Annotated in this window: 12 protein-coding genes; 4 read left to right on the forward strand and 8 right to left on the reverse strand. The window is 70.7% G+C overall.

Annotation, left to right across the window (positions count from 1 at the left end):
- Positions 1 to 90: 90 nt before the first annotated feature.
- Positions 91 to 294, reverse strand: coding sequence for a hypothetical protein (locus tag G3T37_RS13860; RefSeq protein WP_163474468.1), 204 nt, complete (start codon positions 292 to 294; stop codon positions 91 to 93).
- A 54-nt stretch (positions 295 to 348) separates the two neighbouring features.
- Between G3T37_RS13860 and G3T37_RS13865 the strand changes: the two genes are divergently transcribed.
- Entirely contained in the window at positions 349 to 777 is a 429-nt protein-coding gene (locus G3T37_RS13865) for a MarR family winged helix-turn-helix transcriptional regulator (protein ID WP_163474500.1), read from the forward strand.
- Positions 778 to 962: 185 nt separating this feature from the next.
- Here G3T37_RS13865 and G3T37_RS13870 read toward each other — a convergent pair whose 3' ends face one another.
- From G3T37_RS13870 to G3T37_RS13885, 4 genes are read right to left on the reverse strand one after another with little or no spacing between them, the layout of a single operon-like run.
- Entirely contained in the window at positions 963 to 1,619 is a 657-nt protein-coding gene (locus G3T37_RS13870) for an HAD hydrolase-like protein (RefSeq protein ID WP_163474501.1), read from the reverse strand.
- A gap of 45 nt (positions 1,620 to 1,664) precedes the next feature.
- Positions 1,665 to 2,360, reverse strand: coding sequence for an endonuclease NucS (gene nucS, locus G3T37_RS13875; RefSeq protein WP_163474502.1), 696 nt, complete (start codon positions 2,358 to 2,360; stop codon positions 1,665 to 1,667).
- Positions 2,361 to 2,370: 10 nt separating this feature from the next.
- Positions 2,371 to 3,315, reverse strand: coding sequence for an SseB family protein (locus G3T37_RS13880; protein WP_163474503.1), 945 nt, complete (start codon positions 3,313 to 3,315; stop codon positions 2,371 to 2,373).
- Positions 3,308 to 4,711 (reverse strand): MFS transporter, encoded by a 1,404-nt coding sequence (locus G3T37_RS13885; RefSeq protein WP_338401277.1) that lies wholly within the window; start codon positions 4,709 to 4,711, stop codon positions 3,308 to 3,310. Before G3T37_RS13885 ends, G3T37_RS13880 begins: the two co-directional genes overlap by 8 nt.
- Positions 4,712 to 4,737: 26 nt before the next feature.
- Here G3T37_RS13885 and G3T37_RS15360 point away from each other — a divergent pair, with 26 nt between their 5' ends.
- Positions 4,738 to 5,823, forward strand: a complete 1,086-nt coding sequence (locus G3T37_RS15360; protein WP_338401278.1) for a LacI family DNA-binding transcriptional regulator — start codon at positions 4,738 to 4,740, stop codon at positions 5,821 to 5,823.
- A gap of 102 nt (positions 5,824 to 5,925) precedes the next feature.
- Here the strand turns inward: G3T37_RS15360 and G3T37_RS13895 are convergent, their stop codons facing one another.
- Positions 5,926 to 6,930, reverse strand: a complete 1,005-nt coding sequence (locus G3T37_RS13895; protein WP_163474504.1) for an NAD-dependent epimerase/dehydratase family protein — start codon at positions 6,928 to 6,930, stop codon at positions 5,926 to 5,928.
- 50 nt (positions 6,931 to 6,980) lie between these two features.
- Here G3T37_RS13895 and G3T37_RS13900 point away from each other — a divergent pair, with 50 nt between their 5' ends.
- Both G3T37_RS13900 and G3T37_RS13905 read left to right on the forward strand, forming a co-directional pair.
- Positions 6,981 to 8,954, forward strand: coding sequence for a M13 family metallopeptidase (locus G3T37_RS13900; protein WP_163474505.1), 1,974 nt, complete (start codon positions 6,981 to 6,983; stop codon positions 8,952 to 8,954).
- Positions 8,955 to 9,044: 90 nt separating this feature from the next.
- On the forward strand, positions 9,045 to 9,914 hold the full coding sequence (locus G3T37_RS13905; protein ID WP_163474506.1) for a serine hydrolase: 870 nt from the start codon (positions 9,045 to 9,047) through the stop codon (positions 9,912 to 9,914).
- Here the strand turns inward: G3T37_RS13905 and G3T37_RS13910 are convergent.
- On the reverse strand, positions 9,911 to 10,522 hold the full coding sequence (locus tag G3T37_RS13910) for a GNAT family N-acetyltransferase (protein WP_163474507.1): 612 nt from the start codon (positions 10,520 to 10,522) through the stop codon (positions 9,911 to 9,913). The two genes, G3T37_RS13905 and G3T37_RS13910, sit on opposite strands and share 4 nt — an antisense overlap.
- A gap of 22 nt (positions 10,523 to 10,544) precedes the next feature.
- Positions 10,545 to 11,786, reverse strand: a complete 1,242-nt coding sequence (locus G3T37_RS13915; RefSeq protein WP_163474508.1) for a glutamyl-tRNA reductase — start codon at positions 11,784 to 11,786, stop codon at positions 10,545 to 10,547.
- Positions 11,787 to 11,798: the final 12 nt, after the last annotated feature.

An 11,798-nucleotide genomic window follows, 5' to 3' on the forward strand; every position in this document is an offset into this window, starting at 1 on the left:
CGTTTCCTTGCACGTTTTCGTCGCACAAAACGAGGGTGCTGGCAAAGCGCGGGCCGCGCGGGCGCGGGCGCGCGGCGGCGGGCCGTTCGCTCAGCGGGGGCAGTGCATCCGACTGGGTGCGTGGCCCTGCAGGCGGTCGAAAGTGTGCGCATCCATCGGATTCCCGCACACCGGACACGGCTTCGCACCCGTCGGCGGCAAGGGCGCTTCGTCGTAGGGCCCGAGCGGCGGCGGGCCGATGTAGGGCAGCAGCCTCGCGTTCAGCTTGTCGATGAGCTGGGCCCAGCTGGTCACGATCACTCCAATGGTTAGTGTACTAACTATTAGTGTAAGCGATAAAGTCGACGGATGACCGACCCTCTCGCCCTCGACCGCCAGGTGTGCTTCGCGCTCGCGGCGGCATCCCGCAGCGTGATCGGCGTGTATCGTCCGGTACTCGCGCCGCTGGGACTGACGCACCCGCAGTACCTCGTAATGCTCGCGCTCTGGGAGCGCAGCCCGCGAACAGTCCGGGACATCGGCGAGGCGCTCGCGCTGGAGCCCGCGACCCTGTCGCCGCTGCTCAAGCGGCTCGAGGCCATCGGGTACGTGACGCGAACCCGGCAGCGCGGGAACGAGCGCGCGCTCGACGTCGAGCTGACCGACTCGGGACGCGCGTTGCGCGCGGAGGCCGAGCGGGTGCCGGGCCAAGTGGTCGAGCGACTCGGGATGGACGTGGCCGAGTTGGAGGGCATCCGCGACTCGCTCACCCGGCTACTCGAGGCGGCGCGGGGGTAGGCCGGGCGCGCCCCGCACGGGCCGCGCTATGCCAGCGCCCTCGTTTTGTGCGACAAAAACGTGCAAGGAAACGGGCCGAGCCCGTTCGGTTGCCGATTAGCGGCCCGAGCCGCGCGAAGTTGCACAAAAAGTGCCAACTCGCGGGTTAGAGGAGCCGCGGGGAGAGGAGCCGCGCGCCCCCGCCCCTAGCCGAGCAGCAGCCGCTCGAGCTCCGCGGGGGTCGACGCCACGTCGACCGCGCCGAGGGTCTCGGCGGGGGCGCCATAGCCCCACTCGACGAAGATCGTGGGGACCCCGTTGGTCGCGGCCCCGTGCACGTCGTGCTCGCGGTCGCCCACCATGATCGGCGTGGCCAGGTCGGCGCCGATGCCCTTGAGGCGCACCAGGGCCTCGGCCACGACATCCGCCTTCGCACTGCGCACCTCGTCGTCGGAGGCGCCCGTGATCACATCGAAGAGCTCGAGAATTCCGAAGTGCTGAAGCACGACCGTCGCCGGGGTCTCGGGCTTCGAGGTCGCGAGCGAGAGCGGCAACCCCGCGGTGCGGATCGCCTGCAGCACCTCGGGCACGCCCGCGTAGAGGGTGGCGTTGAAGACGCCCTCCTCCAGGTACTTGGGCCGGTAGATCGCGAGGGCCTCGGCCGCCTCGCCCAGGCTGAGCCCCGCCAGGTCGCGGAACGAGTCCAGGATGGGCGGCCCCACGTAGGCGAGCAGCTCCTGCTGTGTCGGCACAGGCCGACCCATCTGCGCGAAGGTCCACGCGAGGGTCGCGGTGATGCCGGGCGCGGAGTCGACGATCGTGCCGTCGAGGTCGAAGAGCACCGCCGTGTAGTGGTCAGTCATTTGGCTCAAGCCTATTTACTGCGGGGGATGCCCGGCGCCAGGCTCTCAGAACAGCCGCTGGTGAGCGTCGTCCATGCCCCGCATCGCGTCGTAGTCGAGCACGACGCAGCGGATGCCGCGGTCGGTCGCGAGCGTGCGCGCCTGCGGCTTGATCTCCTGCGCGGCGAACACCCCGGAGACCGGTGCCAGCCGGGGGTCGCGGTTCATGAGTTCGAGGTAGCGGGTCAGCTGCTCCACCCCGTCGATGTCGCCACGGCGTTTGATCTCGACGGCGACCGAGCCCCCCGCCGCGTCGGTCGCGAGGATATCCACCGGTCCGATCGCCGTCATGTACTCGCGGCGCACCAGCCGATAGCCCTCGCCGAGCAGTTCGATCTGTTCGGCCAGCAGCTTCTGCAGGTCGGCCTCCACCCCGTCCTTCTGCAGCCCCGGATCGTGCCCGAGCTCGTGGCTGCTGTCGTGAAGCACCTCGTGGATCGAGATGACCAGCAGGTCGGCGGTCTTCGCCTGCGCGACCTTCCAGAGCTCGGTGACCCCCGCATCCCGCTGGGCCTCATCCGGTTCGAGCACCGTGAGCACGCAGGGCGGGCTCATCCAATTGAGCGGCTTGTAGGAGAGGGAGTCGGAGTGCACGAGCACGCTGCCGTCGCTCTTGAGCAGGAGCAGCCGGTTGGCGAGGGGGAGGTGGGCACTGAGCCTGCCGGCATAGTCGACGGAGCACCGGGCAACAACGAGACGCACGAGGGAGAGGTTAGCGCGGCCCGAGCTCGGCGACGCGCCGCAGGTCATCGGCGTCGAGGGCGATCCAGGGGCCGGCCGGGTTGATGACGAGCCCGGCGTAGGGCTCGGCGAGGGCGTCCTTGATCACCTCGCTCACGGGCACCGCCGCGAAGCCGTCGGTCGAGTTGCGCGCGGTCACCTCGAGGCCGGAGGTGAAGGCGAGCAGCACGGGGTCGCCCGCCGGGCTGACCGTCGTGCGCACGTTGACGCCGCCGCCCGCGGGCCGGGCTGCCGCCCCCTCGCTCGCCCCCTCGCCCTCCGGGGCGGCAGAAGCGCGATCTCCAACCGGCTCCCCCGCCGGTGCGCCGCCGGGCAGCGAGTCCGGGCTGATGGCGAGCAGGAGCGACCCGCCTTGGGCGAGGGCGAGGAGCACGGCATCGCGGCGCGCGGCGTCGACGTCGGTGACGGTCGTCGCGGAGTCGTCGTCGGGGGCGAGGTCGTCGGGCGCGGTCATCCGGGTCTCGAGCGCTTCCTTGACCGCGTCGTTGCGCTCGCCGTGGAGGGCGAAGTCGATGTCGGCGCGGGAGATCGCGCAGCTCGGGCCGACCGGGTCGATGTACAGCCAGGCGTAGTCGCCGGTCTGCACGAGGCCCAGCAGCTCGACCGAGCGCTGCACGAGCGACTGCACGTCGTCGGGAGTCGCCGGGTGCATCCGCACGATCTCCTCCTGTCGCGTGTAGGCGAAGAGCGCGGGCTGGCCGTCCGGCCCGGCACCCGAGCCGACGGTGAGCGTGGCGCCCTCCGCGAAGACGGCGCCCGACTCCCGCAGCTCGGGCCGGTCGGAGCCGGTCAGGTCGAGGAGCAGATCGCCCTGCAGGCAGTGCCGCAGCACCTCGACGTAACCGGACTGGTCGGGGGCGTCGGCGAACGCCGCGACGGCGCTGCGGAGGGCATGGTGGTCGACGGGGTCAGTCATCCTTCGACACTACGACGGGTTCCGCCGCGGGGGGATGCCCGGCGGAGGTGATTGCCACCCCCGGCGCGCCCGCCCCGGCCCCGGCAGCGCCGTTGCCGACCGGTGCCCCGGGCGCCCTGGCCGCCGACGACACCGCCCCCGCGACGCCGGTGAGCACGAGCACGAGCAGCAGGCCGTTCAGGATGCCGAACTGGTTGCCGAGGAATCCGATCGCGGGCGGACCCACGAGGAACGCGAGATAGCCGATGGTCGCCACCGCGCTCACCCGCGCGGCCGCGGTGCGGGGGTCGTCGGCGGCGGCCGACATTCCGACGGGGAAGCCGAGCGAGGCGCCGAGGCCCCACAGCACCGTGCCGATCACGCTCACCCAGACGTTCGGCACGACGATCACGAGCAGCAGTCCGACCGCCGCGAGCACAGCCGTCGCGCGCAGTACCGGCACCCGTCCGAAGCGGTCGAGGAGGCGCACCCCGGCGAGCCGGCCGACCGTCATCGCGGTCACGAAGAGGGCGAAGACGGCGGCGCCGGTCGGGCGGTCCGTGCCGTGCCCGTGCACCATCGCGTACGACAGCCAGTCGTTGGCAGACCCCTCGGCGAACGCCATGCCGAGCACGATGAGTCCGATCAGCAGGGTGCGCGGGTCGCGCCAGATGCTGAGGCGGGATCGCCAGGTGCTCGGCTCGGCGGCGGCGTGGTCATCCGCGGGGTCGTCGTCGACCTCGGGGAGCAGGAACCGCACGACGATCTGCGTCACCACGAGCGACAGCACGGCGAGGACGCCGATGTGAATCACCAGCGGCACCCTGAGCGCCTCGGCGAGGGCCCCGAGGCCCGCGCCGATGATCGTTCCGAAGCTGAAGAACGCGTGGAACACCGGCATGATGCTGCGGCCGAGCGCGCGCTCGTTGGCCGCACCGGAGACGTTCATCGCCACATCGCAGGTGCCCATTGCGGCGCCGAAGAGAATCAGGCTGCCGAAACTGAAGGCGAACGACGACAGCACCGTGACACCGAACGCCGTGCCCGTGACGGCGACCGCGCCGAGGGTCAGCGCCCAGCGCATGATGGCGCGAGCCCCGAAGGTGGCGACGAGGTGGCCGGAGGCGATGAGCCCCGCGATCGAGCCGATGGCGGCCGCGAACAGCAGCACGCCGACCTGCGCGGTCGAGAGCTGCAGGGTCTGGCTCACCGCGGGGATGCGGGCGGCCCAGCTCGCCATGCTGATGCCGCACAGGGCGAAGACGGCGAAGAGGGCGTTGCGCCAGGCGCGCAGCGATCCCGGCGTGGAGCTCAGGTGCGTGCGCGGGAGGGTGGTGTGGGTCATGGTGGTGTCCTGGTTGTGCGGCGGTGGGAGGGATCCCCGCCGTCCGAGCGCGTAGTCGAATCGATTCGACACGGGCAGTTCGCCTAAGCTATCAACTCGTGACTTCCGAGGCAAGCACCGGCGAGAAGGGCGGCGTGCGCCCGCGCCCGACTCTCGCCGCAGTCGCTCGGCTCGCCGGGGTCTCGGTCTCGACCGCATCCCTCGCCTTCAGCGGCGCCGGGCCCGTCTCCGACGCGACCAAGGCCCGCGTCGCGGCCGCCGCCGACGAACTCGGTTACGCCGGACCCGACCCCCGCGCCCAGTCGCTGCGGCGCGGTCGCTCGGGCATCATCGGCGTCGTCATCGAGGAGCGCCTGAGCGATGCCTTCCGCGATCCCATGAACATCGCCCTCCTCGACGGCATCGCCGACGTGACCGGGGCGGCGGGCAGCGGGCTCCTGCTGCTGACCGAGACGGGGGATGACCGTGCCGGGATCTCGTCCGCGCCGATGGACGCGATCATCCTCATCGGGTGCAGCACGAGCCTGGAGGAGGCCGTGGCGATCGTGCGCCAGCGCGGCCTCCCGATCGTCGCGGTCGAGGCTCGCGAGCTCGAGGGCGTGCTCCCGATCGGCCTCGACAATCGCGCGGCCTCGGCGACGGGGGCGCGGCACCTCCGCTCGCTCGGGCACAGCGACATCGGCGTCGTCACGCTGCCCCTCGAACGCTCGCACGTGCCCCGACCGCTGCCCGCGGACTGGGAGCGCGTCGCCACCGCGCACACCTCCGCGGAGCGACTGCGCGGTGTGCTCGACGTCTACCCCGAGGCGCGCGGATTCGCGGCCTCGGCCAGCACGATCGAGGCGGGCCGTGAGGCCGGGCTCGCGCTGCTGGCGGGCGACCGCGCGACCGTTCCGACCGCGATCGTGGCGCAGAGCGACCTCCTCGCGATCGGCGTCATCCGCGCCGCCGACGAGGTGGGGATGATCGTGCCCGGCGACCTCAGCGTCGTGGGCTTCGACGGCATCCGCGGCGAAGTGCTCGGCGGCATCGATCTCACCACCCTCGTTCAGCCGGCGGTCGAGAAGGGGCGCGCAGCGGGGCGGGCGGCGCTCCAGCTCCTCGACGGCGGACCCGCCGAGCCCGCCGACTTCACGAGCGTGTTCCATCCCGGCGGCACGACCGCGCCGCCGCGCACGCGCTGAGCCGCACTCCGTCGCCCCTGAGCGCGGGCCGTACCCGAATCCGCGCGCGCTGACCCGCACAGCGTCACCGGCGCTGACCCGCACCAGCGCCGGGGTCCGCGCCTACGCCCCCGGTGCGCGACGCGCCCAGGCGACGAGCCCGTCGATCGCGGCGTCGACGTCGGCGTCGACCACCCGGCGCGAGGCATCCTCGTCGTACCACTCCACGATCTCCCGGGCCCCGGCCGCGAACGGGATCGACGCGACGTAGTCGGGCACCAGGCGCTTCACCTTGCTGTTGTCGAAGACGACCGAGTGCGCCTTGTCGCCGAGCAGGCCCGGGCCCCAGTCCGGGATCGCGGCGGCGATCGTCTCCGAGGCGACGTGCACGAGCTCCGGTTCGGCCACTCCGGCCGCGCGCGCCATCGTCCGGTAGATGGCATCCCAGGTGAGCACGTCATCGGAGGTGATCTGGAAGGTGTCGCCGACGGCGGCCGGATGCCCGAGCAGTCCGATGAACGCCTTCGCGAAGTCGCGCGTGTGGGTGAGCGTCCAGAGTGACGTTCCGTCGCCGTGCACGACGACGGGCAGCCCCCGCCGCATGCGGTCGATGATCGTCCACCCGCCGTCCATGGGGATGAGCGTGCGGTCGTAGGTGTGCGAGGGGCGCACGATCGTCGCGGGGAAGCCGCGCTCGCGATAGGCCTGAACGAGCAGGTCCTCGCTCGCGATCTTGTCGCGCGAGTACTGCCACCACGGATTCCTGAGCGGCGTCGACTCGGTGATCGGGAGGTGCGCGACCGGCTTCTGGTAGGCCGAGGCGGAGGAGATGAACACGTACTGACCGACCCGGCCGGAGAAGAGATCGATGTCGGCGACCGTCTGCGAGGGCAGGAAGTTGCGGAAGTTGACGACGACGTCGTACTCGGCGCTCCCGATCGCGGCGGCGAGCGATTCCGCGTCGCCGGCGTCACCGACGAGCGATCGCGCGCCGTCGATGGGCGGGCGGGAGCTCTCCACCCCGCGATTGAGCAGGGTGAGGTCGACGCCGCGTTCCACCGCCAATCGGCTGATCGATGAGCTGATGATGCCGTTGCCGCCGATAAATAGCGCCCGGAGTGAGTTCACACGGAAAGCCTAGGCTCGCATCCGCCCGTGCCGCCTTAGGCTGAAGCCCTATGAGTGATTCGACCCCCTCGGTTTCCGGTATCGACCTCGACGAACTCGACCCGAGCATCCGTCCGCAGGACGACCTCTTCCGCCACGTCAACGGCAAGTGGATCGCACGCACCGAGATCCCCTCCGACAAGGCCCGTTACGGCTCGTTCTATGTGCTCGCGGAGGAGGCCGAGAAGGCGGTCCGCGAGATCATCGAGGAGGCGCAGTCGGCCGAACCCGGTTCCGAGGAGCGCAAGTTCGGCGACGTCTACGCGAGCTTCATGGACGAGAAGCGCATCGAGGAGCTGGGCGCCGCACCGCTCCAGCCGCTGCTCGCCGAGGTCGCGGCCATCGACTCGATCCCCGAGCTGCTCGAGACCCTCGGCGGACTCGAGCGCAAGGGCACGAGCGGCTTCTTCCAGCTCTTCGTCGACAACGACCCGGGCGACCCCGAGCGCTACCTCGTCTTCGTCGAACAGGGCGGCATCGGACTCCCCGACGAGTCCTACTTCCGCGAGGAGAAGTTCGCCGAGATCCGCACGAAGTACGTCGAGTACCTGGAGCGCATCCTCGCGCTCGCGGGTCTCGACGCCGCCGCCGCGCGCGCCGCCCGCATCTTCGCGCTCGAGACCCGGCTCGCCTCGCACCACTGGGACAACGTGCGCTCCCGCGACAGCGAGGCCACCTACAACCTGCAGTCCTGGGCCGAATTCACGGAGGTGGTCTCCGGCCCCGAGATCGACCTCAACGTCTGGCTGCACGCGGTCGACGCGCCCCACCACGCGTTCGACAGTCTGGTCGTCCGCCAGCCGAGCTTCGCGGCGGCCCTGCCCTCGCTGCTGACGGCCGAGCAGCTGGACTCGTGGAAGGACTGGCTGGCCTGGCAGGTCATCCGGTCGAACGCCGGTTATCTCAGCAGCGACTTCGTCGACGCCAACTTCGACTTCTACGGCAAGACGCTCACCGGAACCCCCGAGCTGCGCGCCCGCTGGAAGCGCGGCGTCTCGATGGTGGAGGGATCGCTGGGCGAAGCGGTCGGTCGCGTGTACGTCGAACGGCACTTCCTGCCCGAGGCGAAGACCGCGATGGACGACCTCGTCGCCAACCTCATCGAGGCTTACCGTCAGTCGATCACGAGCCTCGACTGGATGACCGACGAGACCCGCGCGCGGGCCCTCGAAAAGCTGCAGCGCTTCACCCCCAAGATCGGCTACCCGGCGAAGTGGCGCGACTACTCGGCGCTGCTGGTCTCCGCCGACGACCTGCTCGGCAACGTCGCCGCCGTGAACGAGTTCGAGTTCCAGCGCGAGCTCGGCAAGATCGGCAAGCCCCTCGACCGCGACGAGTGGTTCATGACTCCGCAGACGATCAACGCCTACTACAACCCGGGCTTCAACGAGATCGTGTTCCCGGCGGCGATCCTGCAGTACCCCTTCTTCGACGCGCACCGCGACGCCGCGGCCAACTACGGCGCGATCGGCGCCGTGATCGGCCACGAGATCGGTCACGGCTTCGACGATCAGGGCTCCAAGTTCGACGGCGACGGCCGGCTCACCGACTGGTGGACCGCCGAGGACCGCGCCGCCTTCGAGCAGCGCACCGCCTCGCTCATCGCCCAGTACGACGCGCTCGCGCCGCGCCAGGTTCCCGAGCACCACGTCAACGGCGCCCTCACCATCGGCGAGAACATCGGTGACCTCGGCGGGCTCAGCATCGCCTGGAAGGCCTACCTGATCTCGCTCGACGGCGCCGAGCCGCCCGTCATCGACGGATTGACCGGTGCCGAACGATTCTTCCTCTCCTGGGCCCAGGCCTGGCAGATGAAGGGCCGTGACGAGGAGGTCATCCGCCTCCTCTCGATCGACCCGCACTCCCCGAACGAGTTCCGCTGCAACCAGATCGTGCGCAACATCGACGATTTCTACACCACATTCGGAGTCACCCCCTCCGACGAGCTCTGGCTCGACCCGAAGGACCGCGTCACCATCTGGTGACACCCCACCCGCAACGCTCACCGAGGACCCGTCTTGGTCGACATCGCACAGAACCGGGAAGCCGCCCCCTCCCGTGAACGCTGGGATCGCATGCACGATCCCCGCGTGCCCCGTCACCGCAGCCTGGAGACGGTCGAGAACTTCGCCGGAACCTTCACGGCGCTCGGCCAGCTCGCCTACGACGGCGCTCAGGTCTCCGCCAATGTCATCGACCTGCGCACGAGCCGGGTTCTCGTCTCCATCGACGACCGCATCGTGCTGCCCACCGCGAGCGTCGGCAAGATCCTGCTGCTCATCGAGGTGTCGGCACGGCTCACCGCCCGCGAGTTCTCCGGCTACGGCATCCTCGACAAGACGCCGAGGGATGCGGTCGGCGACTCGGGCGTGTGGCAGCACCTTCAGGCACCGGCCCTGCCCGTCTCCGACCTTGCCACGATGGTCGGCGCGACGAGCGACAACCTCGCCACGAACGTGCTGCTCCGTCAGGTCGGACTCGCGGCCGTGCGCGCGCGCACCGAGTCGCTCGGCCTCATGCGCACCGCACTGCTCGACCTCGTGCGCGACACCCGCGGGCCGGATGACGCACCGCAGCTCTCCGTCGGATCCACCGCCGAGCTCGCCTGGCTCTTCGGCGCCCTCGCCCGCAGCGAGATCGTCGACCCGCTCACCAGCCAGCGCGTGATGGGCTGGCTGTCGCTCAACTCCGACCTCTCCATGGTCGCGAGCGCGTTCGGGCTCGACCCCCTGTCGCACCGCGGCGTGGACCACGGCACTCTGCTCGTCAACAAGACGGGCAGCGACGTCGGGGTGCGATCGGAGGCGGGGGCGCTCAGGGGCACCCGGTCATCCCTCGCCTACGCCGTCTCGGTGCAGTTCGACGACGACAGCCTCTCGAAGCGGCTGCGGGTCATGGATGCGATGCGCACCATCGGCCTCGACCTCCTGGAGTACGTGCACTAGGCCCGGGCGGCCCACTCCGAGTCGAGGATCGCGTACATGCCGGTGTCGGCCCAGGCGCCCTTGAACCAGAGATCCTTCGCGAAGAACGCCTCCTCTCGCATGCCGAGCCGACGGCAGAGCGCGATGGAGGCGTCATTGCGGGGGTCGAGCTCGGCCACCACCCGGTGCAGGCGCATCCGGCCGAACGCGAGGTCGAGCACCGCGCGCGCCGCCTCGGCGGCGTAGCCCTGGCCGTGGAAGTCCGGGTGGAGGGTCCAGCCGATCTCGGCCTTCGAGTTCTCCACCGAGGCGATCGTGAAGTAGAGGTCGCCGATGACGCGCGGCCGCTGGGGGTCGCCGAGCGAGGGCGTGCCCGGCAGCTCCATGGCGAGCTGCACGTAGTCGCCGTCGACGGCGAGGATGACCGACGCCTCGTGCGCGGTCAGCTTCTCTGTGAGCTGCTCACGCGTGCGCGGCTCGTAGAGCAGGTAGCGACAGACGTCGTCGCGCGACTGGTAGGCATGGACATCCTCGAGGTCGCCCGGGTTCTGCGGCCGCAGGCGCAACCGCTCGGTCACGAGTGGAGCGGCGAACTCGTAGGGCAGGGCGAGGTCGGTGGGGAGTGCCATGTCCTGCACAGTAGCGCGCGGATCAGGCGCTGTGCAGGCCCGGTTCCTCGGTGCCGAGCTCCGCGGGGGTCGCCGCTTCGACGCCGTACACGGCCTCGATGCCCGCCGTGAACTCGTCGCCGCGCCCCTCGAGGGCGAGTTCCCGTGCCCGCACGGAGGGGCCGTGCAGCAGCACGCTCGCCAGGTGGCGGAGCGCCGCCTGCGTCTCCTCGCTCGCGCCGCGATCGCGCGCGCGGCCGAGCTCCGCGTCGAGCACCTGGAAGATGTGACCGCGCAGGGCGACGATCGCGGGCTCGACACTGCGTTCCGCGACGAATCGGGCGGCCGCGTCGCCCACGAGTGCGCGCGCATCGGAGGCCGCGTTGAGCTCCTCGATGGGGGCGTGCAGCGAGATCGTCTCGAGGTCGAGGAGTTCGACGCCGGCGAGCGAGCCGACCACGGGGTCGACGTTGCGGGGCAGCCCCAGGTCGATCACCATCCGGCGCTGCGCGTCGCGGAACGCGCTCGCGTCCACCGCCATCGCCGAGGTGCAGGTGATGAGCAGGTCGGCGTCGGTCACGCCATCGGCGAGATGAGTCTCGAGCCGGAGTCCGTACTTGGCGGCGAAGGCTTCGCCGCGGCCGGACGGGGAGTAGACCCGAAGGTCGACCGCGCCGCGATCCCGCAGGGCGGCCACGGTCGTCGCCGCGTACTGCCCGGTGCCGACGATGAGCACGCGCGTCGCGCTCCAGTCGAGGATCCGGCTCGCCGCCATCTCGAGGGCCAGACGCACGAGCGAGCGGCCCGCACCCCCGAGCGCCGTTCCCGCCTTGACTCCGCGGCTCGTCTGGGTGGCCCGCTGGAAGAGCCGCTCGAGGTCGGACGAGCTGGTGCCGACCGCACGGGCGTGCTCGAGCGAGCGCCGCACCTGGCCGGAGATCTCGTCCTCGCCGACGACCACGGACTCGAGCCCGCTGGTCACGGCGAAGAGGTGGCCGACGACATCCTCGCCGGTGAGGAGGGTGACCGCGGAGCGGAGCTCGGTCGCGTCCACACCACTCGCCGCCGACATGGAAGCGACCGTGGCATCCACGGCACCGGAGGCGGAGGAGGCGTCGACGTCGAGGTAGGCCTCGAAGCGATTGCAGGTCGCGAGGACGACGGCCCCGTCGATCAGGGTGTTCTCGCTGACGAGTGCGCTGGCCGCCTGAGGTGCGCCGAAGGAGAGCTTCTCGAGGAGATCGAAGCTCGCATTCTGATGGTTGGCGGTGAGGCACAGGAGCACCTTCTAATGTTA

The organism is Galbitalea soli (assembly GCF_010686725.1).
In the GTDB taxonomy this organism is placed as follows: Bacteria; Actinomycetota; Actinomycetes; order Actinomycetales; family Microbacteriaceae; genus Galbitalea; species Galbitalea soli.